The 20,561-nt window shown below is 54.2% G+C and carries 29 protein-coding genes and 1 pseudogene; 23 read left to right on the top strand and 7 right to left on the bottom strand.

What is annotated here, in order from left to right; genetic code table 11:
* Positions 1-33 precede the first annotated feature (33 nt).
* The 3 genes from JX360_RS07835 to JX360_RS07825 form a co-directional block, all read right to left on the bottom strand.
* Complete coding sequence (locus JX360_RS07835; protein ID WP_244350098.1) at positions 34-381, bottom strand: cytochrome P450; 348 nt, start codon at positions 379-381, stop codon at positions 34-36.
* A complete protein-coding gene (locus JX360_RS07830; RefSeq protein WP_244350097.1) occupies positions 366-557 on the bottom strand; it encodes a hypothetical protein in 192 nt (63 codons plus the stop codon). Before JX360_RS07830 ends, JX360_RS07835 begins: the two co-directional genes overlap by 16 nt.
* A gap of 137 nt (positions 558-694) precedes the next feature.
* Positions 695-856, bottom strand: a complete 162-nt coding sequence (locus JX360_RS07825; RefSeq protein WP_244350096.1) for a hypothetical protein — start codon at positions 854-856, stop codon at positions 695-697.
* 520 nt (positions 857-1,376) lie between these two features.
* Here JX360_RS07825 and JX360_RS17870 point away from each other — a divergent pair.
* Positions 1,377-2,649 (top strand): annotated as a pseudogene (locus JX360_RS17870) (RNA-guided endonuclease InsQ/TnpB family protein).
* Positions 2,650-2,703: 54 nt separating this feature from the next.
* Complete coding sequence (locus JX360_RS07810) at positions 2,704-3,981, top strand: AGE family epimerase/isomerase (RefSeq protein WP_244350093.1); 1,278 nt, start codon at positions 2,704-2,706, stop codon at positions 3,979-3,981.
* Here the strand turns inward: JX360_RS07810 and JX360_RS07805 are convergent.
* Positions 3,963-4,739: a hypothetical protein gene (locus JX360_RS07805; protein ID WP_244350092.1), complete on the bottom strand. Its 777-nt coding sequence runs from the start codon at positions 4,737-4,739 to the stop codon at positions 3,963-3,965. The two genes, JX360_RS07810 and JX360_RS07805, sit on opposite strands and share 19 nt — an antisense overlap.
* Before the next feature lie 225 nt (positions 4,740-4,964).
* Here JX360_RS07805 and JX360_RS07800 point away from each other — a divergent pair, with 225 nt between their 5' ends.
* On the top strand, positions 4,965-5,465 hold the full coding sequence (locus JX360_RS07800; RefSeq protein ID WP_244350147.1) for an FHA domain-containing protein: 501 nt from the start codon (positions 4,965-4,967) through the stop codon (positions 5,463-5,465).
* A gap of 93 nt (positions 5,466-5,558) precedes the next feature.
* On the opposite strand, the gene JX360_RS07795 is transcribed toward JX360_RS07800, so the two are convergent.
* Positions 5,559-6,221, bottom strand: a complete 663-nt coding sequence (locus tag JX360_RS07795) for a class I SAM-dependent methyltransferase (RefSeq protein ID WP_244350091.1) — start codon at positions 6,219-6,221, stop codon at positions 5,559-5,561.
* 153 nt (positions 6,222-6,374) lie between these two features.
* Positions 6,375-6,785 (bottom strand): transposase, encoded by a 411-nt coding sequence (locus tag JX360_RS07790; RefSeq protein ID WP_244350090.1) that lies wholly within the window; start codon positions 6,783-6,785, stop codon positions 6,375-6,377.
* An 822-nt stretch (positions 6,786-7,607) separates the two neighbouring features.
* Here JX360_RS07790 and JX360_RS07785 point away from each other — a divergent pair.
* Positions 7,608-7,832 (top strand): hypothetical protein, encoded by a 225-nt coding sequence (locus tag JX360_RS07785; protein WP_244350089.1) that lies wholly within the window; start codon positions 7,608-7,610, stop codon positions 7,830-7,832.
* A 14-nt stretch (positions 7,833-7,846) separates the two neighbouring features.
* On the opposite strand, the gene JX360_RS07780 is transcribed toward JX360_RS07785, so the two are convergent.
* Entirely contained in the window at positions 7,847-9,919 is a 2,073-nt protein-coding gene (locus tag JX360_RS07780) for a hypothetical protein (protein ID WP_244350088.1), read from the bottom strand.
* Between the two features lie 414 nt (positions 9,920-10,333).
* Here JX360_RS07780 and rplC point away from each other — a divergent pair, with 414 nt between their 5' ends.
* The 19 genes from rplC to secY form a co-directional block, all read left to right on the top strand.
* On the top strand, positions 10,334-10,978 hold the full coding sequence (gene rplC, locus JX360_RS07775; protein WP_244350087.1) for a 50S ribosomal protein L3: 645 nt from the start codon (positions 10,334-10,336) through the stop codon (positions 10,976-10,978).
* A 58-nt stretch (positions 10,979-11,036) separates the two neighbouring features.
* On the top strand, positions 11,037-11,843 hold the full coding sequence (gene rplD, locus JX360_RS07770; RefSeq protein WP_279611340.1) for a 50S ribosomal protein L4: 807 nt from the start codon (positions 11,037-11,039) through the stop codon (positions 11,841-11,843).
* On the top strand, positions 11,830-12,129 hold the full coding sequence (locus tag JX360_RS07765; RefSeq protein WP_244350086.1) for a 50S ribosomal protein L23: 300 nt from the start codon (positions 11,830-11,832) through the stop codon (positions 12,127-12,129). The genes rplD and JX360_RS07765 overlap by 14 nt, the downstream gene beginning before the upstream one ends.
* A gap of 55 nt (positions 12,130-12,184) precedes the next feature.
* The gene (rplB, locus tag JX360_RS07760) at positions 12,185-13,069 is read left to right on the top strand and encodes a 50S ribosomal protein L2 (protein WP_244350085.1); all 885 of its coding nucleotides are present in this window, start codon (positions 12,185-12,187) and stop codon (positions 13,067-13,069) included.
* 60 nt (positions 13,070-13,129) lie between these two features.
* Positions 13,130-13,411 (top strand): 30S ribosomal protein S19, encoded by a 282-nt coding sequence (gene rpsS / locus JX360_RS07755; protein WP_244350084.1) that lies wholly within the window; start codon positions 13,130-13,132, stop codon positions 13,409-13,411.
* 46 nt (positions 13,412-13,457) lie between these two features.
* Complete coding sequence (gene rplV, locus JX360_RS07750) at positions 13,458-13,829, top strand: 50S ribosomal protein L22 (protein WP_279611339.1); 372 nt, start codon at positions 13,458-13,460, stop codon at positions 13,827-13,829.
* 51 nt (positions 13,830-13,880) lie between these two features.
* Positions 13,881-14,627, top strand: a complete 747-nt coding sequence (gene rpsC, locus JX360_RS07745) for a 30S ribosomal protein S3 (RefSeq protein ID WP_244350083.1) — start codon at positions 13,881-13,883, stop codon at positions 14,625-14,627.
* Between the two features lie 44 nt (positions 14,628-14,671).
* The gene (gene rplP, locus JX360_RS07740; protein WP_244350082.1) at positions 14,672-15,145 is read left to right on the top strand and encodes a 50S ribosomal protein L16; all 474 of its coding nucleotides are present in this window, start codon (positions 14,672-14,674) and stop codon (positions 15,143-15,145) included.
* 3 nt (positions 15,146-15,148) lie between these two features.
* Complete coding sequence (rpmC, locus tag JX360_RS07735) at positions 15,149-15,370, top strand: 50S ribosomal protein L29 (protein WP_244350081.1); 222 nt, start codon at positions 15,149-15,151, stop codon at positions 15,368-15,370.
* Positions 15,370-15,621 carry a 30S ribosomal protein S17 gene (rpsQ, locus tag JX360_RS07730; RefSeq protein ID WP_244350080.1) on the top strand — a complete coding sequence of 84 codons (252 nt, stop codon included), beginning with the start codon at positions 15,370-15,372 and terminating at the stop codon, positions 15,619-15,621. The genes rpmC and rpsQ overlap by 1 nt, the downstream gene beginning before the upstream one ends.
* Positions 15,618-15,986: a 50S ribosomal protein L14 gene (gene rplN, locus JX360_RS07725; protein WP_244350079.1), complete on the top strand. Its 369-nt coding sequence runs from the start codon at positions 15,618-15,620 to the stop codon at positions 15,984-15,986. The genes rpsQ and rplN overlap by 4 nt, the downstream gene beginning before the upstream one ends.
* Positions 15,986-16,384 (top strand): 50S ribosomal protein L24, encoded by a 399-nt coding sequence (gene rplX, locus JX360_RS07720; RefSeq protein WP_244350078.1) that lies wholly within the window; start codon positions 15,986-15,988, stop codon positions 16,382-16,384. Before rplN ends, rplX begins: the two co-directional genes overlap by 1 nt.
* A gap of 61 nt (positions 16,385-16,445) precedes the next feature.
* Complete coding sequence (rplE, locus tag JX360_RS07715) at positions 16,446-16,988, top strand: 50S ribosomal protein L5 (protein ID WP_244350077.1); 543 nt, start codon at positions 16,446-16,448, stop codon at positions 16,986-16,988.
* 65 nt (positions 16,989-17,053) lie between these two features.
* Positions 17,054-17,458 carry a 30S ribosomal protein S8 gene (rpsH, locus tag JX360_RS07710; RefSeq protein ID WP_244350076.1) on the top strand — a complete coding sequence of 135 codons (405 nt, stop codon included), beginning with the start codon at positions 17,054-17,056 and terminating at the stop codon, positions 17,456-17,458.
* A 35-nt stretch (positions 17,459-17,493) separates the two neighbouring features.
* Positions 17,494-18,039: a 50S ribosomal protein L6 gene (gene rplF / locus JX360_RS07705; RefSeq protein WP_244350075.1), complete on the top strand. Its 546-nt coding sequence runs from the start codon at positions 17,494-17,496 to the stop codon at positions 18,037-18,039.
* Positions 18,040-18,041: 2 nt separating this feature from the next.
* Positions 18,042-18,410 (top strand): 50S ribosomal protein L18, encoded by a 369-nt coding sequence (gene rplR, locus JX360_RS07700; RefSeq protein ID WP_244350074.1) that lies wholly within the window; start codon positions 18,042-18,044, stop codon positions 18,408-18,410.
* Positions 18,411-18,520: 110 nt separating this feature from the next.
* A complete protein-coding gene (gene rpsE / locus JX360_RS07695; protein WP_244350073.1) occupies positions 18,521-19,057 on the top strand; it encodes a 30S ribosomal protein S5 in 537 nt (178 codons plus the stop codon).
* A gap of 37 nt (positions 19,058-19,094) precedes the next feature.
* Positions 19,095-19,550 carry a 50S ribosomal protein L15 gene (rplO, locus tag JX360_RS07690; RefSeq protein ID WP_244350072.1) on the top strand — a complete coding sequence of 152 codons (456 nt, stop codon included), beginning with the start codon at positions 19,095-19,097 and terminating at the stop codon, positions 19,548-19,550.
* 116 nt (positions 19,551-19,666) lie between these two features.
* Positions 19,667-20,561 (top strand): preprotein translocase subunit SecY (secY, locus tag JX360_RS07685; RefSeq protein ID WP_244350071.1); only part of this gene is annotated, 895 nt, incomplete at its 3' end.

Here is a 20,561-nt window from a genome sequence, read left to right as displayed (position 1 = left end):
ATCCCTCAGAACTTCTAGGCAAGCTGAAAAGGTTCAAACCAGGGAAAATACAAATGACCAACCGTGATCCAGTCGATCACAATGTGCATGGCAATAATGCTGAGTCAATCTCGATAACGCCAATATAACCACATCCAAAAAAAAGACATCAAAGGTAAAATGGCCACCATCGGTAAAAAAGGTTAGGGCATTGGGGTGATATTTTTGATAATGGCTCGCCCGAGCTTGCAAGATATGATGGGCCATGGCATAGCTAGCGACCGAGATCTGCTGCTTCCACAACCAAAAAATTTGTACGATCTTGCCGAAATTCTCGTGAAAACTGAGATAACCCGATAGCCGATTGGCTGAACCATAAACCTCTGTTAGATTGCCCACCAAAAAGCGGGGATCCCGTCCGGGTAATGGCTGGCCATTGGCTGGCCATTGGAATGTTGCACCTGCGTCTGTAGGCGGCGAATGCGGGAAAAATACCACAGCCGCAGCAGCCCCCAACTGGAGAGCAAACCCACACCCAAAAGGGATCCACTCCAAGAGAGAAGCTCATGGTTACTCATGACTTAATCCTAGATAGGTTAGTTTACAGAGATTTATTTAAACCAATGGAACTACTTTGCAATCTGAAAAATTGGATTGGGATCCCGAACTGAGGGTGAAACCATTCGGGATCCAATCCTGATAAGACCTTTAGGGTTTAGTGAGCCACACCTCGATAGACAACCGGAGTACTGGAAGTGAGCTGAGCAGAAGCAGACTTGACTTCAAACGCAATGCCACGAAATTGTCCTTTATAAGTTGAGCAGCGGTTGCTGGACTGAGTGTAGGGGTAGGTATTGCCCAAAAACAATGCGGTCATGGTAATCTCCTTGAGGGTGAGTGAATGGCACCAAGTCCTTAAGAAATTCAAAATCTTAGGAAGGCTTTCCTGGATTTGCTTAACTGTGAACCTGATATTCTGATCAAACCAATGCTGTCTGAACTGAGGATGAGGCCTTTCTTAGATTGGGACTAAATCTCCCTGAGACAAAACTCATGCAATGAGGCGATTGGAAGCTCAAAATTCCTAGCCTGCATTGTTCTGCCTCAGTCCTTGAAAGCATCTAAAATCCTGCATCCTAGTTGATTACGTCAGCACTTCCCTTTTGGTTTTAACTCCTAAGAGCGCGAGAACATAAGTCCCGCGCTGTACCTGAAAGGTCTTCGCCTAGCGTGCCGTAGGCATAGCGTCGGGATACAAAGCCCTACGGGCCGTGCGTAGCAAGACGGAGTCTCGCCGCTTGCTGTAGCAGTGGGGTATGCGCTTCGCGCAGGCTGAGCCAACGATACCCCCGAAGCAAGCATTTACCACCGCGCTCTAGTTGTGGTAAACTGTAGCTATGCTGACCCTGAACTACACCTACCGAATCTATCCATCTGCCACGCAGCAAGCTCAGTTGCTGGAGTGGCTTGAGATATGCAGAGGCGTGTATAACTACGCTTTGCGCGAACTCAAAGACTGGATTGCTTCGCGTAAGTGTCCGCTAGACCGATGCTCGTTGGAGAAGGAGTACATCATTCCCGCTGACGAGCCATTCCCGTCTTACCACCGTCAGCAAAACAACCTGCCCCAAGCTAAGAAGCAATTCCCGCATTTGGGTAAGGTGCATTCTCAGGTTTTGCAAACTACGATTCGTAGACTGCACGATACCTGGGAAGCGTTTCAGAAGCGGGGGTATGGGTTCCCACGATTCAAAAAGTGGGGGCAATTCAAGTCCTTTGTGTTCCCGCAGTTCAAGCAAAACCCTATTCAAGGCAACATGATGGCGCTCCGCGCCGTGCGGAGCACGATCAAGCTGCCCAAGATTGGGGAAGTGCCGATTTGCCTGCATCGCCCTATCCCTGACGGGTTCAAGGTGAAGCAGGTGCGAGTGGTGTCTAGGGTGCGGGGTACACAGTGGTACGTGGTGGTTACAATACATTCCAATTCATGGTCGTGCCATCGGCATTGACCTCGGATTGGAGCGATTCTTGACGGTTTCGGATGGCAGCTTCCAGGAGCGCCCCAAGTTTTTCAGGTCGATGCACCGCAAGCTGAAATTGCTGCAACGCAGAGCGGTACGGAAACAGAAGGGGTCGCAAAACTGGGAGAAAGCGCAAACGAAAGTGGCTAGGATGCACCATCGGATTGCCAACCGTCGCAAAGATTTTCATCTGAAGACGGCTCATAAGCTGTGTGACCAAGCGCAGACCATTTTCGCCGAAGACCTCAACGCCAAAGGGTTGGTGCGGGGGATATTGCGGAAAGATTGTGTTGATGCTGCCCATGGGCAGTTTCTCGCTTTGCTGGAATGGGTGTGCTGGAAACGGGGAGTGTTCTTTGCTAAAGTCAACCCCAACGGCACCAGTCAAACCTGCCCATCCTGCTTTGCCACTGTGCGTAAAGGCTTGGAAGTCAGGGAGCACTATTGTCCTGAGTGTGGGTATCGCACCCATCGGGATCATGCCGCCGCCGAGATGGTGTTGCATCGTGGACTAGAGAACGTAGTAGCCCAGGGACTCTGGGGAAGGGAAACCGCCTGCCAAGTCGGTCTGTCGGGGGTCTATGACCTAGACAAGTGGCGTGGGGCAGGAATGCCCAACCGCGAGGTTGGGAAGCCCGCGCTGTACTAGCGCTCCGCGCCGCTAGCGCGAACGTAGAGTCAGCGTCGGGAGGATGTCACGAAAATGATGGAGTTTACAGAAGCAAGCCCCCTGATGCCCACAGACTTGTCCACCTCGCTCAAAACCTGGCAGCAGCGCATCCGACAGGAACTCTGGCAACAGGTCATCCCCTTTTGGCTCAATCACTCCCTCGACTGGCAGTGGGGCGGCTACTTCAATTGCCTGGATCGCAATGGCCAACGCTATGACGACAAAAAATACGTCTGGCTACAGGGGCGGCAGGTGTGGATGTTGGCTCGCCTTTGCCGAATGTACCCCGAGCACCCTGAGCGGCAGCGATGGCTGGAAGCCGTTCCGTTGGGTCTGCATTTTTTGCGTCGGTTTGCCTATCGTCCTCAGGATCAGCGGGTGTATTTTTGCCTGAGCCGGGAGGGACAGCCGGTTTATCTACAGCGCAAGATTTTCTCCGAGTGCTTTTATGTGATGGCGTTGGCGGAGTGCGCTCGTCTGTTCGCGGATCCCACCCTGATGCAGGAAGCGGAACAGGTGTTTGCCGCCATCTGGAGTTGGGTGAGCCAGAGTCAGACCGACTGGGCGCAGGATTCAATCCCGCCTGGCCGTCCCCGTTGGCCGGGATCCCCCGAGGTAAGCGAGTTGGCAGTGCCGATGATCCTGCTGAATGTGATCGGGGAATTGGCGGGATCCTACCCAGAGCAGGAACAGTGGTGTTTGGCCCGCATCCGACTGCACCATCGCCCGGAGCTGAACCTGGTTTTGGAAACGGTGGCTGCGGATGGAACTCTGTTGAATACCCCGGAAGGGCGGCTACTGAATCCAGGTCATGCCATTGAAGCGGGCTGGTTTTTGCTGGAGTACGGGGAGCGGACAGGGGATCCCGAGGGATCCCTGCAAACGATGGCCCTGGAAATGATTGCTGGGTCGTTGGCTGTCGGTTGGGATGCAGAATATGGGGGACTATTTTATTTTCTGGATCGGCAGGGCTATTCTCCGGTGCAGCTGGAATGGAGTCTGAAGCTGTGGTGGCCCCATTGTGAGGCGATGGTGGCAACCCTGGCAGCCTATGGGATAACGGGATCCCTAGAGTGGTGGCAGCGTTTTGAGCAAGTAGCAAACTATACTTTTGCCCATTTTCCGGATCCCGAGTATGGAGAGTGGTTTGGCTATTTGGATCGACAAGGGCAGGTGTCCCAACGGTTCAAGGGTGGCCCCTACAAAGGGTGCTTCCATGTTCCGCGTGCCTTGATGTGGGCGGATCAATGGCTTGGTCGTGCCCTAGATCTGCAGGTACAGGGAGTGAACCCTCAAAACAAGCGGCGATAGGCTTCTGGAAACACTTGCCCAATCAACGTCGGTTGTTCATAAACCCGTTTCAGAGTATTCAAGTCGCGGTTGGTGATGTTAGGTACCCGTAAAACCCGTCGATTGCCTGTGGCCGCCGCATGGTGACCGCCATACATTAAATCCCGCACATTCGGGCTATGTCCCCACAACCCCAAGCCGTGCCCAATTTCATGCCGGGCTACCGCTGTCACTTCCGCCAACCCCTGTCCTTCCCCAATGATGATGTGTACTCGCTGCTGCAAAGAGCCATCCGAAGCAAAGAAAAACTCCGGACGGGCCGCCCCCGCCACCCCACCCCCAATTGGAGGGACACGGTAAATGCTCAGCCCGTAAAAAGCATCTTCTTCCTTGGCCACCACCTTCATCGGGATATAAGCCGACCATTCCTTCACTGCCTGCTCGACAAAGGTTTTCCACTGGGGGTGATCCGCTTGGATGTAAACCGGAATCGGGTAGATCGCCCACTGCACATAAGCCCCACCCGGCAAGCGCAGGTCAATCTCCTCCAGATAATCTCCAGCAGAGCGATCATAGGTATAGCGCGCCAATCCGGGGGGCAACTGCAGGCGAACCGGTTCTGGCAGGGCCTGAGTTTGGGCTTGTGCCTGGAGCGCTTCTACCCCAAACAGGTGGGGAACCCAAGGATGCAGGGATCCCCAACCGGCCACAATCAGAATCAGGGCCATGGCCCAGCCGATGACCGAAAGCCGTACGGTGCGTCGCTGAAAAGGAGACATGAGATTGTGAGGAGGGCGTAGAATTCAATACATGTTCAGAGGTATTGCTTTGTCAAGGCAAACTTGGGTAGATCTGGCCAAAACCTGACGGGCCAAGCGATCTGGATCACCGCTTGGACACCTGTGAGCCTGCCACTATCAAGCTAATGGCTTGGGGGGCAAACGTCGATGATGATACAAACAAGACATTCCCGACCCGCGTGGGATCCGATTCTTTTGCCAGGAGTGATAGTGGTGCCGCTCGACAAAGATAGCGATACACAGGGCCAACGCCGACAGGTTCGCCATGTCTTGGTTGTGGAAGATACCAAGGGACGGCGCACCATCTCTTTAGAGGCCGCTACTTATTCCATCGGACGGGATCCCGCCAGTGCCATCCTGCTCAATTCCAACTTTGCCTCCCGCCAACATGCCATTTTGCTGCGTATGCCAGGGCCACAGGGCAAGGGCTACCGGTTTCGCATTATCGACGGCAACCTGGAGGGCAAGCCCAGCACCAACGGCATCACCGTCAACGGCCACCGATGCCAGAGCCACGATTTGGTTCACGGGGACATCATCATCTTCAGCAGCGATGTAACAGCAGGCTACTATGCCAGTGCCAATTTGACGGATGAAGAATTTGCCCGCTACACCGAACGGGTGGATTTTCGCAGTGTCAAGGCAGAGATTTCCGATCCTCATCAAACCCGGCTGGAGCGCCCTTCTAAAGCCTCTAAAGAGTGAGTGCTCACAAAATCATGGGACAAGCTTTACCCGAGGATTCGTCAGCAATGCTTGACACTCCCCTCTTGAGTGGATGAGTTCTGGCACTTGCCTCTACCTCGGTTTGTCAGCTTCCTCCTTAAGCTCTGGTTTCCTCGCGGGAGCAGGAATCGCGATGCCTCGATAGATGTAGCCAATAAACTTAGGCTCATTGGGCATATAAAATCGCTCCAGTTCCTCAAACTGGAACCCTGCCTCACGGATCAATTGGGCCATATCCCGATTCAGGTTACAGCCATCTGCGATCACCTTCTGGATGGGATTCAGGCGATTTTGCCATCTCTGAACCTCGGGATCCTCACTGAGGCCGTGTTCGAGAAAAAACAGTTTGCCCCCTCCTCGCAACACCCGCTGAATTTCCTGCAAAGCCCTGGCCAAATCCGGAATGCTACACAGCGTCCAGGTGCTGACAACACTGTCAAAGCTTTGATTTGGGAAAGGCAATTCTTGTGCATCCCCCTCCTGCCAATCGACCGCAATAGAAGCACAAGCGATGCGCCGACGAGCCAGGGATCCCATACCGGGGTTAGGATCGAGCGCAGTAATGTTTTCGACGTGCTGCGGATAGTGGGGCAAGTTAAGACCGGTACCAAACCCAATCTCCAGAACAGCCCCCTGCACATTGGCCAGAAGCTCCCGCCGATAGCATCCCACGATTTCTCCAGAGAGGGATAGATCCAACAGCCGCGGGAAGATCACCCGACGATAGATATTCATGTGACCTCCGGGAAACCGCATCCCCTTGTGGATGCGGAGGGATAGGAGCGCCAAGCAAGCGGTTTCTCCTGCAAAGACGCTTCGCGAACGATGCCGCACAGATAAATGGGCAATCTCTTCTTACCCATAAGTGTTGCATTCAGACACAATACTTTACATTTTAGGGTCTCCAGCTATGCGGGTTATCCAAGCCACAAAACTGCCTTCTTGATAGATAATCAGTTGAATGTATCTCAACTTGTCTAGTAATTTCTGTCCATACACTTTCGGAATTTCTATCATCAATAAGATTAGATACTCTATCAACACCATGTATATTTGAATCGTTACTCCATTCACACTCTTTGTCGCAAGTCGCTCAAGTTTTAGATGGCTCTTGAGAAACTTCCATAGCAGCTCTATTCCCCATCGCTGTCTGTACGCTTCAATAATCTCTTCATCTCCCATCACTTCTTGGGGCACATTCGTGGCTAAACGATACTCTGTCCGCTTTTCTAGGTCACAAAAACTAACCACCCTCACCTTCTTCCCATCCACATCAATGCAACTATCATTAACTATCATTATGGATAGTCCAGTGGCTATTGATGCGAACTAGAAATAAATTTTCACTGTCGATAAACTGCTTGAATAATTCTTTGCTCGCAAACCCTCTATCCCCTACTGCTAAGCCATTCTCATCATTCCTAAGACTAACTCCCCAAAATATGCGTCATGTCTCTCTCCAAAATGGATTAACAACTCGCTAGGTGCTCGTGTCTCTTGATTTAATGAAGTTAACAGCTTGACCTGATGATAGTGCTCCGCCCAAAAGAGCTTACTCGTTAATCCAATTATTGTTGAGTCAAAGGGGCAGATAATCACATCTTTTCGGCTGGATCGATGACGAACTTGATGGAGCAATTCCACAAATAAGCGATTGATAGACTGTAATCCCCGGCTTGAACACGCTCTAGAGAATGAAGATAAACTACCTTTCACACCGCTGTGGTTAAGTTGGAAGAATAGGTCTCTCAGGCTTGTGACTGATTTATCGAAAATATAGGTCAGCCAGATCTTGACGAACAATTGGGTGTTCATCACCGGATAGTCGTGGCTAGGGAGGCTAGCCAGTAGAGGTTTGACAATCCTCGGAAAAGAGCTTAAGCTAGTCATTGCTAAATATTTTGTTTGTGGGGCCTAGATTATCATATCTGGCCCTTTCCTTTTTCCCTTTAAGCTATCGTGCAACACTTGTGGAGGAAGATATCCTTCCTGAGCCTTTTAACGGCAGATCCACGTCGGGTGTTCAATGCCTGTTTGCGGTTGCCCTCTGTCCCGAGAACGCTCATCTAGGCCATCAATTAGGGAGTGATTGTTCTGGATCCTAGTTCTGGCTACACGAAGGTGACGTTTCTTGCCTATCTTGAGAACCTGATCCGCCAACTGGAGCAACAACCCACCCCCAGACCTACCCCAACACCTTCTCCGGCTCCACTTCCCAGTCCTCCCGACTGCCCGACCTACTGGACAAGGGATAAGGCCGATATCTCAACCCTGGATCCGCCTACTTGTGAGTTGCCCTATATGCCTCCTCAAACTCAGTCTACAGGGATCCCATTCTCTGGTTAGCTGGCTGTCATTATTCAAATAGGTGCCATCGCCCGAAATCCTTTCAAAATTAGATGATCTAAAATACCGGTATTCTCCTCACCCCGATAATTAAAGGTCGAGCGTACCAGCCATAAGCCGTGACGATTCCGACAACAGAGATTGAGTAAAGTACGGGCTAGAACTTGTTGCCGAGCTTGTAAATCCTGAACCGGATCAAAAACCCCCCCGTCCCAATCTGGGGTGAGCACCCGGTCATTGTAGAGGGTGTGCCAGAGAGAGCGGGACCAACTGGGATTGGTGATATCAAACCAAAATTGATAATCGGCCTCTAACCCCCGATTGATATAAGCTACAGGTGTAGCCACAACCAAATGTTGGGAATAGTTAGGCTCATAGCGACTGCTACTGGGGGTTTGCCCCGAACGGATCATGGCCAAAAAAGAGGGATCCGTCTCAGTGGGAAAGGCTTGCCGAAACCGTTGGGCCGCCTCGATCAACAGTTGCAGCAATTCCTGTTCCTGTGGCGAAGTGACTCCATTGGCCAGATGATCCGCAAAAAGCCGTTGGAAGAAGTGAGCCAGCGGGGATCCGGATGGCCCTCCGGCCCTTGCGGAGCACGATCGATACCCTTGCAACCAAGTGAATAGCTTTTGGTAGCGCTCTAAGTTGGCAAACCCGACCCGCTCCGGTTGCCGTATCGCCGTTTTTGGGCGTAAAGAACGTCCAACCGGATCTAATGTATCTTCGGCCAACAAAGCCGCCCGTATCGGATCCAGCCCCAGCACCAGCCCTAGCATCAGCCGCCATTCTGGCAGAGTGGGAAAAGTACCCCACTCTGGATGGGCCAATTCCGCCACCGTCAACACTGCCCGCACCAGAGGGTAGCGAATCAAGGCCGGAAACGGAGCAATCGGCCATGCCTCAGGCAACTGTTCCTGGAGACGGAGGCTAACCCCCGCATCCATACGGGGTAAAAGAATGGCAATGCGAGAGGGCTGAACACCAGCCGCCAGCAGGTTTTTGATCTGGGCCACCATCACCTCCACCGCCGCAAACTGGGTTTCTCCTTCCAAAACCTGGAGGGAAGGCAACTCGGAAGAATCCGTCCCGCTAACACAATGAGGGTCTGGTGTTGACAGAGGATGAGAAAACTGCGGATCCAGCACCTGCGCGATTTTTAACCCTAGCCGAATCATCCCCTTTGAGGCTCGATGGCTATTCTCAAGAAGCTGGAATTGAGTCTGTTCCATTAAAAAACGGGCCACCCCTTCCGGGACTCCCGTGAAAGAGGCTCCACCCCCAATCGTGTAGCTAAACCATTGGCTTTGCAGATGAGATTGGCCCTGTCGATAAAATTCCAAGGCCACAGCACAACTGTCCTCCGCTTGATCCACGATCAAGTGATCCCACTCCGCCCAAAAGTCCGCCAGAGGTAGAATATGTTCCTGAAATAGACGAATTTGCAAGCCAAAGTCCAGGGATCCCAGCTCAAGAGCTGCCGCCCACAACCGTCCCACACAACAACTCATGGCCTGTAAAGCCTCTGCCCGACCTGGGGCACTGGCATCTTCTGGCCAAGCTTGTGCCAAACGGGATCCCACCGCTTCGGCAGGCAAGCCAGAGGCCCCAGCAATATAGGCCGCACTGCTGATTTGGTCCCAAACCTGAAACTCCTTCAGGCCGATATTGGCAAAAGCTTCTCCATGGCGAGGGCAAAGGGTACACACCCGCGCACAAAGAAACTGGGTCAAGTCCTTGGCCAAAGGCACCGGCTCAAACCTGGCCGGTAACTGCGGGATCCCGGCTCGCACCTGCGGCCAGTGGTCTGCCAAAGAACGTCCCACCCGCTGCAAAAAAGTCTCCACCCGCCACGGCCCCACTAAGCAGTTATTTTCCCGTTGCAGACGTTCTAAAATCTCACGCGCTTGTCGTTGGCTACGCACCAAAAACAAAATCCGCCCTGAATCGGCTCCCGTTTTCAGCAAATTCGAGTAGCGTTGGATGCACGCCTGAGTCAAGCCACTGCCTGCCCATCCAATCACACTCTGAAACCGAGAGGATTTCCCCTCAGGGTATGGTTCTACCTGGGCTGGAGCTATCATCATCGATACTGTCCTCCCAACAGGAGCAGATTTGTTGCGTCAAGATCTGGACAAAGGGGTCTTCACTTCACTATGATGTACTACTGTTGCCAATTGAATCTGCCCATTGCGGCGAAGATCTCCGGCAACCTGTAGGGTACTGCTATCCCGGATACTGCCTTCTTTAGCAGGCAAGTCCGAGCAGTCTGAGAGAGCAGTTTGGCGTGTAACTCAGGGGTAGTTGAAGCAAGAAGCTCAGCAGCAGTTGTGCTCTTTTGTTTTCTCTAGGGATCCAGTGTGATTCCCTCACCTTGAAGCTTCTCAGCAGCGTTGGTTTCAACCCGATGGTGCTGCTGCGCGTATCTCTACCCAACTCCGGCTCGTTGAGCCAAATGCAAGTTGATCAAGGCGAGTCTGTTGGCTCGATGGGAGGCTCTTGTGGTGCTTGGCATCCTTGGAAGAAAAGTTGGCATGACCCAGATCTTCTCTCCAGAGGGTTTGGCCATTCCTGTCACGGTGGTGCAGGCAGGGCCTTGTACCGTCACGCAAATCAAAACCCAAGCCACTGATGGCTATAACGCTCTGCAGGTCGGCTACTTGCCTACTGCCGAGAAACACCTCACCCAACCGCAGCGGGGTCACCTCAACAAAGCAGGTGTGTCTCAGATGCTGCGCCATTTGCGCGAGTTTCGCGTTGAGCAGCCAGAGCGTTACCAGCTGGGTCAGTCCCTGACGGTAGAGATGTTCACCCCCGGACAGTTGCTGGATGTGGCGGGCACCTCCATTGGGCGAGGCTTTGCGGGTAACCAAAAGCGTCACCACTTCGGTCGTGGCCCGATGTCTCATGGTTCCAAAAACCATCGTGAACCGGGTTCCATCGGTGCCGGCACGACCCCCGGTCGTGTGTTTCCAGGGTTGCGGATGGCAGGACGGCTGGGAGCCACTCGGGTTACGACCCGTAAGTTGCAGTTGGTGCAAGTGGATGTGGAGCGGGATCTGCTCTTGATCAAAGGCTGCGTGCCCGGTGTTGAGGGTGGACTGTTGGAAATTACCCCCGCCAAGCAAGTGGGGAACAAGCGCTAGGGGGAAGGGATCCCTGTAGAGACCGAAGCCGCTAAGCATCTGCAAAGACGAGGGAACAATGGCAAGTTGTGTGGTTAAAGATTGGCAAGGGGAGACGGTGGGTAGTGCGGAACTGAGCCTGAAAGTGGCTCGTCCCGAAACGGCTGCCCATATTCTCCACTTGGCGGTGCGTCGGCAGATGACCAATGCTCGCCAGGGCAATGCCCACACCAAAACCCGTGCTGAGGTGCGGGGTGGCGGGCGCAAACCTTGGAAGCAAAAAGGGACAGGGCGGGCACGTGCCGGTTCGATTCGCTCCCCTCTATGGCGGAAGGGGGGTGTTATTTTCGGCCCTCGCAAGCGGGAGTACAACCTGGCCATGAACCGCAAAGAGCGGCAACTGGCTCTGCGTACCGCTTTGCAAAGCCGGGTGGAGGATCTGATTGTGGTGCAGGATTTCCTGGCCCAGCTGGATCCGCCCAAAACCCGCGAGGTGGCTAAAGCCCTGCTGCGGTGGGGGGTAATGGAAGATCAATCGGCTTTGTTAATCGTGCCAGAGCGCACGGAAACTCTAGAACGGGCCGTTCGCAACATTGCTCGAGTCAAGTTGGTTGGTCTGGATCAAATCAATGTGTTTGATCTGCTCAACGTGGATTGGGTACTGATCACCACCTCTGCTTTGGAACAATTCAAGGCCCGTTGGGGATCCGAATCTACTGCATCTGGAGTTGTAGATTCCCCCTCCACTCCCGTAGCGGTCGAGTCAGCCCAAGCTGTTGCTACAGAGGCTGTAGATACAGAAGTAGATACAGAAACAGTAGAAGCGGGAGAGGTCGTAGAGGCAGTAGAAGCGGAAGTGGAGGAGCAAAGCGATGACCGAGAGTAAGCGGATCCTGGCGGATGTCCTGTTGCGCCCGATCATCACCGAAAAAGCAACGGTGCTGATGGAACAGCGCAAGTACACCTTTGAAGTCATGCCCACTGCCACTAAGCCTTTGATCCGAGCAGCTGTTGAAGAGATGTTTGGGGTACGAGTGACTTCGGTGAACACTTTAAAACCGGCCCGTAAGCAACGGCGAGTCGGTCGTTTCGTCGGCTATCGCACCCGTCCTAAGCGGGCTGTGGTCACTTTGGCCGAGGGAGATTCCATCACCCTCTTCCCCGACACCTAAGCAATCCTTTCCTGCTTGAGCTAAGTGCACTAAGTCCTCCACCACCGCTGCAACCATGGGCATTCGTACCTTCCGACCTTATACCCCCAGCACCCGTCAAATGACAGTTTCCAGTTTTGAGGAGCTGTCTCGGGACGAGAACGGTAAGCGCCACCGACCGGAAAAGTCGCTGCTGCAATTTATCCATCGCAAAAAGGGACGCAACAACCGGGGTGTCATCACCAGTCGGCGGCGGGGCGGCGGCCACAAACGGCTGTACCGTGTGATTGATTTTCGTCGCGATAAGCGCGGGATCCCTGCGCTGGTGAAAACTGTTGAGTACGATCCCAACCGCAACGCCCGCATTTCCTTGGTGCAGTACGAAGATGGGGAAAAACGCTACATTCTGGCTCCTCGATATTTAGAGGTCGGCTCCACCATCGTGGCTGGGCCTGAGGCTCCTTTTGAGATTGGCAATGCCATGCCTCTGGAGCGGATCCCGTTGGGAACCGTGGTACACAATGTTGAGCTGTATCCCGGTCGTGGCGGACAGATTGTCCGGGCTGCCGGGGCTGGGGCTCAGGTGGTGGCCAAAGAGGGTAAGTATGTCTCCCTCAAGCTGCCCTCCGGCGAGGTACGCATGATTCGGGCTGAGTGCTACGCCACCATCGGGCAAGTGGGCAACGTTGACCACAGCAACCTCAGCCTAGGTAAAGCCGGTCGCAGCCGCTGGTTGGGTCGTCGCCCGAAAGTGCGGGGGTCAGTGATGAACCCCGTGGATCACCCCCATGGAGGCGGGGAAGGGCGGGCTCCGATTGGGCGCAGTGGCCCTGTTACCCCTTGGGGTAAACCCACCTTGGGATACAAGACGCGCAAACGCAACAAAGCCAGCAACAAATTGGTGGTGCGGGGGCGTCGTCGCGGAGGCCGTCGCAACAAAGGTGGACGGGCAGCTCAATAGCAGCCTATCTGCCTACTTATCAGTTTGATCTTTTTCGCTTGCCAGACTGTCGAGGTTCTCATGGGACGTTCACTAAAAAAAGGCCCTTTTGTCGATGCCAAACTACTTCTCAAAGTGGAGCGGATGAATGAGCGCAATGAGAAGCAAATGCTAAAAACCTGGTCGCGGGCCAGCACCATCCTGCCTGTGATGATCGGTCACACCATCGCCGTTCACAACGGCAAGCAGCATGTGCCCCTCTTCATCACCGATCAGATGGTTGGCCACAAGCTGGGGGAGTTTGTCCCGACTCGTACCTTCCGCGGTCATGCGGGTAGCGATAAAAAAGCGTCTCGCCGCTGAAGTAGGCGGGCAGTCTATCGGAGAGTGATCCCAACAGGAGAGCATCATGGCTGATTCTTCATCTGACATCAAAGCAGTAGCTCGCTACATCCGTATGTCGCCTTTCAAGGTGCGTCGGGTGCTGGATCAAATCCGTGGGCGCACCTATGCCGATGCCCTGATCCTGTTGGAGTTTATGCCCTATGCCGCCTGTGAACCCATCCGCAAGGTGCTGCGCTCAGCAGTGGCCAATGCAGAACACAACAACGGACTGGATCCCCGCGACTTGGTGGTGAGTCAAGCCTACGCCGATCAGGGGCCAGTGCTGAAACGATTCCGGCCCCGTGCCCAGGGTCGGGCCTACCAAATTCGCAAGCGTACCTGTCACATCACCATTGCTGTCCGGCCCATGGAAACCGAAGCAGCAACAGCCTCCTAATTTTCTATTCCGCATTGATTCCTAGCCCTTGACCTTTCAAACAACACCACCATGGGACAAAAGATCCACCCCAACGGTTTCCGCCTCGGCGTGATTAAAGAACATCGCAGCCGCTGGTTTGCCGATCCAGCTCGCTATCCGGCCTTGTTGCAAGAGGACGAGCACATTCGTACCTACTTGAGTAAACAACTGAGCAGTGCTGGCTTGGCGGATATCCAAATTGAGCGCAAAGCCGATCAAATTGACTTGGAAGTCCGTGCCTCCCGGCCTGGGGTGGTCGTTGGTCGAGGTGGATCTGGATTAGACGCCTTGCGTCAGGGTTTGCAAAAGGAACTCGGCCTCCAGGGTGGCACCGAGCGAGCGATTCGCATCAATGTGGTGGAGGTGACCCGTGCCGATGCAGAAGCAGCCTTGCTAGCAGAAAACATCGCCCAGCAGTTGGAGCGGCGGATCGCCTTTCGTCGCATTGTGCGTCAGGTGATTCAGCGGGCGCAGCGGGCAGGTGTACAAGGGATCAAAATCCAAATTGCCGGTCGATTGAATGGGGCAGAAATTGCTCGCAGCGAATGGACTCGGGAAGGACGGATCCCTCTGCATACTCTGCGGGCGGATATCGACTACGCCGAGCACGTTGCCCGTACCACCTTTGGCATCATCGGGGTCAAGGTTTGGGTCTTCAAAGGAGAGGTTCTCCCTGGACAGGAGCGTCCTGAACAAAAGGCCCCGCTACAACAGCCCAAACGTCGGCAACAACGGCGGCGACCCACATTCGAAGATCGCTCGGCAGCAGATGCTTGAGGGTTTGTCAGGGATCCCTATCGGTTCACAGTTGAGGAACGGCCATGTTAAGCCCCAAACGTACCAAATACCGCAAGCAACAGCGCGGGCGCATGAAAGGCAAAGCCACCCGAGGCAATCGCATCAACTTCGGGGAATACGCCTTGGTAGCCACCGAGCCGGCGTGGATCACCGCTCGGCAAATCGAGGCCAGCCGCCGTGCCATGACCCGTTATGTTCGCCGGGGGGGGCAAATCTGGATTCGTATCTTCCCGGATAAGCCTGTTACCCAGCGTGCAGCTGAAACTCGGATGGGATCCGGGAAGGGTAACCCCGAATTTTGGGTTTGCGTAGTCAAGCCCGGTCGGATCCTCTTTGAAATGGGAGGTGTCGCCGAGCCCATTGCTCGAGAAGCGATGCGCCTTGCTGCCCAAAAGCTGCCTATCAAAGTCAAATTTGTTACTAAGGCAGACTTTGTGGAAGAAGAGTCGGCCAAGCGTGGGGCCGTAGAACTCGCTACCAGCGTCCAAGGAGAGTAAGCCATGCCAATGCCAAAAATTGCTGATGCCCGCGCTCTATCCGATGAGGAGCTAAGCAACGAGATCTATGCGGTCAAAAAAGAGTTGTTTGAACTGCGTCTGCAGCAAGCCACACGGCAATTGAATCAACCTCACCTGATTCGGCTGCGCAAACACAAGCTAGCCCAGTTGTTAACTGTGGAAGGGGAACGCAAGCGGGGCGAACGTCCTAAGGAGAAGGAATAATGGCTGTTCGGGAAAAGGTTGGCATTGTTGTCAGCAACAAGATGCAAAAAACAGTGGTCGTAGCGGTTGAAAACCGAGTTGCCCACAGCAAGTACGGAAAAATCGTCGTTAAAACCAAGCACTTCAAGGCTCACGACGAGGAAGAGCGCTGTCAAGAGGGAGATTTGGTGCGGATTACTGAAACTCGTCCCCTCAGCCGCACCAAGCGTTGGCAAGTGGCCGAAATCCTACGGGAGGTGAAGAAACTATGATTCAGCAGCAAACCATGTTGACGGTGGCTGATAACACTGGGGCGCGCAAAATGATGTGCATCCGAGTCTTGGGCAGTAGTGGTCGCCGCTATGCCAGCTTAGGGGATGTGATCATCGGGGTCGTCAAAGATGCCCTGCCCAATATGCCCGTTAAAAAATCCGATGTTGTCAAAGCCGTTGTCATTCGTACCGTGGATACTGTACGTCGTCCCGATGGTATGAGCATTCGATTCGATGACAATGCTGCTGTGATCATCAACAACGAAGGTAACCCGCGTGGTACACGGGTCTTTGGTCCTGTGGCCCGTGAACTACGCGAGAAAAACTTCACCAAGATCATCTCGCTAGCGCCGGAGGTACTGTAATGGCTCGTCCCCTGAAACCCAGCCAAATTCGCCGATTGACCGAACGCCCTGGTATTCGCAAGCACCGCAATGGGCTGCGATACAAGATGCGCATTAAGCAGGGAGATACTGTTCAGGTAATCTCCGGAGATGACAAAGGCAAAATTGGCGAAGTGCTGCGTGCCTTCCCCGAGCGCAATATGGTTTTGGTGGAAGGTGTGAATATCGTCACCTACCACCGCAAACCCCAACGGGAAGGGGAAAGCGGCACGATTGAAACCAAAGAAGCCCCCATTCCCGTTTGTAAGGTGATGGCTTATTCCAAAAAACAGGAAGTAGCCAGTCGCATTGGCTATCAAATCACTGCCGATGGCCGCAAAGTCCGTGTGCTCAAGAAAACGGGTGAAATCCTCGATTAACCCGCTTCTCTTCCAAAAGGTTTGGCTCTGACCCAGCCCAGAGCCGTAAGGAGAAACCCCGATGCCCCAACGTCTTCAAACCCACTACACCAAAGTTATCCTCCCCAAGTTGCAGAAGGATCTGGGCTACACCAACATCCACCAAGTACCCCGTCTTGAGAAAATTGTGATTAACCGGGGGTTGGGCGATGCCTCCCAGAACGCCAAAGCCCTGGAATCCTCAATCGCGGAGATCAGTGCCATCACGGGTCAACGGCCAGTGATCACCCGTGCTAAGAAAGCGATTGCCAGCTTCAAGATTCGCAAGGGTATGCCGGTGGGGTTGATGGTAACCCTACGGCGGGAGCGCATGTATGCTTTTCTCGACCGTTTGATCAATGTTGCTCTACCCCGTATCCGGGATTTTCGGGGCGTCAGCCCCAAAGCGTTTGATGGACGGGGCAACTACACCCTGGGCATTCGAGAGCAGCTGATTTTCCCTGAGATCAGCTACGACTCTGTTGACCAGCTGCGGGGTATGGATATTTCAATTGTGACCACCGCCAAAACCGATGAGGAAGGTCGCGCCCTGCTCAAAGAATTTGGCATGCCCTTTACCTCCTAGCATCATTGTTAACTGTTCACGCCCGTCTTATATTGACCGATCTCCCGAGGAGCACCGACCCACCCATGGCCCACACCAACGACACGATCGCCGATATGCTCACCCGCATTCGCAACGCCACAATGGCTCGGCACGAGTCGGTGGCGATCCCTGCAACTCGTATGACTCGCAACATCGCTCGCGTCCTGCATGAGGAGGGCTTTGTGAGCGAATGGAAGGAAGAGGGGGAAGGGATCCAGGCTCAGCTGGTGTTGCGCTTGAAGTACAAGGGCAAAGGTCGTAAACCGATCATCAATGGCCTGAAGCGGGTGAGCCGACCGGGACTGCGGGTGTATCGCAACCACAAAGACCTGCCTCGCGTGTTGGGAGGCATTGGCATTGCCATTATTTCCACCTCCAGCGGTATCATGACCGACCGAGAAGCCCGTAAGAACGGCATTGGCGGTGAAGTGCTCTGCTTTGTGTATTAAGTCATTTGAGTCATTGTCTTGTCAGGAGTATTCCCATGTCCCGTATCGGTAGACGTCCCATAGCCCTTCCTGCCAAGGTTGAGATCCAAATCGAAGGTCGGCAGATCTCGGTGAAGGGCCCGAAAGGACAACTCTCCCGCAGCTTGCCCCCCCTGATTTCGGTGGATCAGGCGGCACAGATGCTCACCGTTAGCCGGGTAAACGAGTCTCGTCCGGCCCGCCAACTGCATGGCCTCTGCCGCACTTTGGTTGCCAATATGGTAGACGGGGTATCCAAAGGGTTTGAGCGCAAGCTGGAACTGGTGGGTGTGGGCTACCGGGCTTCCATTCAGGGCAACAAGTTGATTTTGAATGTTGGCTACAGCAACCCGGTGGAGATCCCGTTTCCCCCAGGGATCCAAATGGCTGTTGAAAACAACACCACGATTGTGGTTTCGGGCATTGATAAAGAGCTGGTGGGCAATACCGCTGCACGCATTCGGGCTATCCGCCCACCCGAACCCTACAAGGGCAAAGGGATCCGCTATCAAGGGGAGCAAGTTCGCCGCAAGGCAGGTAAATCTGGGAAAGCGAAGAAATAACCATGAAAACCAACCGCAAGACCACCACCCAACACCGCCATCGGCGCATTCGCCGCAAAGTCTTTGGTACCCCCGAGCGGCCCCGCTTGGCTGTGTTTCGTTCCCATCAGCATATCTACGCCCAGGTGATTGACGATGTAGCTCAACATACCTTGGCCTCCGCCTCCACCCTCGACACCGAGCTACGAGAGGAGTTAAGGGAAATCGGGACTGCCACACAAGAGGCGGCTACCCTGATTGGGCGCTCTGTGGCCGAACGGGCCTTACAGGTGGGCATCTCCCAAGTGGTCTTTGACCGGGGGGGCAAGCTTTATCATGGGCGGATTCGCGCCTTGGCCGAAGCTGCCCGAGAGGCAGGGTTGCAGTTCTAAAGGCAGCTTCGGCAAGCGGGATCGGAGGAATTCGGATCCTGTTTACAGAAGTAGGGTACAGGTTGCAAACATTCCCAAGGGATCCCAAGTGTCACTGAGGATAATCGCACATGGCTGAGCAGAGAGAGCGTCGTAGAAACAAGAAAAATCGCGAAGAGCAACCCAGCGAGTGGCAAGAGCGGGTTATCCAGATCCGCCGGGTCACCAAAGTGGTCAAAGGCGGTAAAAAGCTGAGCTTCCGGGCTGTAGTGGTGGTCGGCAACGAGCGCGGTCAGGTGGGCGTTGGCGTGGGCAAAGCCAATGATGTGATCGGGGCTGTGCGCAAAGGGGTTGTGGATGGCAAGAAACACTTAATCGATGTGCCCCTCACCAACGGCCTGTCTGTCCCGCATCCCATGCGCGGGGCCGGGGGCGGTGCGGCAGTACTGGTGATGCCGGCTGCCCCCGGTACTGGGGTGATTGCAGGGGGGGCGGTACGAACCGTTCTCGAGCTAGCGGGTGTACGGAATAGCTTGGCCAAGCAACTGGGATCCAGTAATCCCCTCAACAATGCCCGTGCCACCGTCGATGCCTTGCGACGGATGCGAACTTTTGAACAGGTGGCTCAAGATCGAGACATCGATGTGCGTCGTCTGTTTAGCAAATGAAGATCAAACAACGTGAATCCGTGAAGCAGAGGTGACCATGCGACTGGAAGACATTCGACCCCAAGCGGGATCCACTCGACGGCGGCGGCGACTGGGTCGTGGCATCGCTGCAGGGCAGGGAGCCTCCTGTGGCAAAGGCATGCGTGGACAAAAGGCCCGTAAAGGGGGTAGTACTCGGCCCGGTTTTGAAGGAGGCCAAACCCCCCTCTATCGCCGCGTTCCCAAGCTGAAGCATTTTCCCTGCTACACGCGGCGCCCAGTTTATACCCTAATCAATCTGCGCTCTCTGTCAGAGCTGCCCTCCGGTACACAGGTCAGCCTAGAAAGCTTGATGGAGCTGGGGATCGTCACCACCAACGATGGCCCCTTGAAAATCCTTGGACACGGAGAGGTGAACGTTCCTCTGACGGTGAGTGCCGCAGCCATTACCCCTTCTGCTCAAGCCAAGATCGAGGCAGCGGGAGGTCAGGTGCAGATTCTCAATGCCCGATGATCTCTAAATGATCTCTATCCGAAACGGCTGGTTTTTGCCGACTGCCCTACCCTAGGCGTAGAGTGGTAAATAGCTCACCAGCTTGCCTTTTTCGCTCCCGCGAGGTTTTCCTTCCCATGGTTGACACACGAGGTTCTACTCCCTCTGCTCAAGAGACGTTTATGCAGATGGCTCAAGCAGCGGGGCTGCGCGGTCGTCTATTTCTGACACTGGGTTTGTTATTGCTGGTACGGCTCGGTATTTATATCCCGATCCCCGGCATTGACCGAGCCCGATTTGCAGCAGAAGCTGCCAATAGCCCTGTATTCGGGCTGTTGGACGTGTTCTCAGGCGGGGGGATTTCTGCCCTGGGGATCTTTGCCCTAGGGATCCTGCCCTTCATCAACGCCTCGATCATCATGCAGTTGCTCACATCAGCCATTCCGGCTTTGGAGAATCTGCAGAAAAATGAAGGGGAGCAGGGGCGGCGACAAATTTCTCAGTACACCCGCTATGTCACTTTGGCATGGGCCATCATCCAGGGCATTGGTATTTCCTTCTGGGTACGCGAGTTTGCCAGTACCACCAACGAGTTGGCCTTTATGGCCTCCACCACCTTGGCCTTGGCCGCGGGATCCATGTTTGTGATGTGGCTGGGGGAGCTGATTACGGAACGAGGGGTAGGGAGTGGCCCTTCCCTGTTGATTTTTGTGAACATTGTCGCCAGTTTGCCCCGTGCCCTAGGGCAAACCATTAGTTTGGCCCGTGCTGATAGCAGTAGTATTGGGGGGATTCTTCTGCTGACGGCTATATTTTTAGCCACGATTGTCGGCATCGTGTTTGTGCAGGAGGGGAGCCGCAAGATCCCGATTGTCTACGCCAAACGTCAAGTGGGCAACAAGCTATTCCGGGAGCAGAAAAGCTACCTGCCCTTGCGCCTGAATCAAGGGGGCGTGATGCCGATCATCTTCGCCTACTCGGTGATGTCCTTGCCGCTGGCCTTGGCCCAGTACACTCAGAACCTGACCTTGG

The sequence above is a fragment of the Thermostichus vulcanus str. 'Rupite' genome, assembly GCF_022848905.1.
In the GTDB taxonomy this organism is placed as follows: Bacteria; Cyanobacteriota; Cyanobacteriia; order Thermostichales; family Thermostichaceae; genus Thermostichus; species Thermostichus vulcanus_A.
Note: the sequence above shows the minus strand (reverse complement) of the source record. Positions and strands in the feature narration are given on the sequence as shown.

Coding starts and splice junctions, on each gene's coding strand:
- JX360_RS07810 (WP_244350093.1), top strand. CDS start 2,704: ATGATGGAGTTTACAGAAGCAAGCCCCCTGATGCCCACAGACTTGTCC.
- rplR (WP_244350074.1), top strand. CDS start 18,042: ATGAAAACCAACCGCAAGACCACCACCCAACACCGCCATCGGCGCATT.
- rplV (WP_279611339.1), top strand. CDS start 13,458: ATGGCTGATTCTTCATCTGACATCAAAGCAGTAGCTCGCTACATCCGT.
- rpsC (WP_244350083.1), top strand. CDS start 13,881: ATGGGACAAAAGATCCACCCCAACGGTTTCCGCCTCGGCGTGATTAAA.
- JX360_RS07795 (WP_244350091.1), bottom strand. CDS start 6,221: ATGAATATCTATCGTCGGGTGATCTTCCCGCGGCTGTTGGATCTATCC.
- rpmC (WP_244350081.1), top strand. CDS start 15,149: ATGCCAATGCCAAAAATTGCTGATGCCCGCGCTCTATCCGATGAGGAG.
- rplO (WP_244350072.1), top strand. CDS start 19,095: ATGCGACTGGAAGACATTCGACCCCAAGCGGGATCCACTCGACGGCGG.
- rplF (WP_244350075.1), top strand. CDS start 17,494: ATGTCCCGTATCGGTAGACGTCCCATAGCCCTTCCTGCCAAGGTTGAG.
- JX360_RS07830 (WP_244350097.1), bottom strand. CDS start 557: ATGAGTAACCATGAGCTTCTCTCTTGGAGTGGATCCCTTTTGGGTGTG.
- rplN (WP_244350079.1), top strand. CDS start 15,618: ATGATTCAGCAGCAAACCATGTTGACGGTGGCTGATAACACTGGGGCG.
- rplE (WP_244350077.1), top strand. CDS start 16,446: ATGCCCCAACGTCTTCAAACCCACTACACCAAAGTTATCCTCCCCAAG.
- JX360_RS07790 (WP_244350090.1), bottom strand. CDS start 6,785: ATGATAGTTAATGATAGTTGCATTGATGTGGATGGGAAGAAGGTGAGG.
- rpsQ (WP_244350080.1), top strand. CDS start 15,370: ATGGCTGTTCGGGAAAAGGTTGGCATTGTTGTCAGCAACAAGATGCAA.
- rpsS (WP_244350084.1), top strand. CDS start 13,130: ATGGGACGTTCACTAAAAAAAGGCCCTTTTGTCGATGCCAAACTACTT.
- JX360_RS07825 (WP_244350096.1), bottom strand. CDS start 856: ATGACCGCATTGTTTTTGGGCAATACCTACCCCTACACTCAGTCCAGC.
- rplD (WP_279611340.1), top strand. CDS start 11,037: ATGGCAAGTTGTGTGGTTAAAGATTGGCAAGGGGAGACGGTGGGTAGT.
- rplX (WP_244350078.1), top strand. CDS start 15,986: ATGGCTCGTCCCCTGAAACCCAGCCAAATTCGCCGATTGACCGAACGC.
- rpsE (WP_244350073.1), top strand. CDS start 18,521: ATGGCTGAGCAGAGAGAGCGTCGTAGAAACAAGAAAAATCGCGAAGAG.
- JX360_RS07780 (WP_244350088.1), bottom strand. CDS start 9,919: ATGATGATAGCTCCAGCCCAGGTAGAACCATACCCTGAGGGGAAATCC.
- rplB (WP_244350085.1), top strand. CDS start 12,185: ATGGGCATTCGTACCTTCCGACCTTATACCCCCAGCACCCGTCAAATG.
- rplP (WP_244350082.1), top strand. CDS start 14,672: ATGTTAAGCCCCAAACGTACCAAATACCGCAAGCAACAGCGCGGGCGC.
- JX360_RS07805 (WP_244350092.1), bottom strand. CDS start 4,739: ATGTCTCCTTTTCAGCGACGCACCGTACGGCTTTCGGTCATCGGCTGG.
- JX360_RS07765 (WP_244350086.1), top strand. CDS start 11,830: ATGACCGAGAGTAAGCGGATCCTGGCGGATGTCCTGTTGCGCCCGATC.
- rpsH (WP_244350076.1), top strand. CDS start 17,054: ATGGCCCACACCAACGACACGATCGCCGATATGCTCACCCGCATTCGC.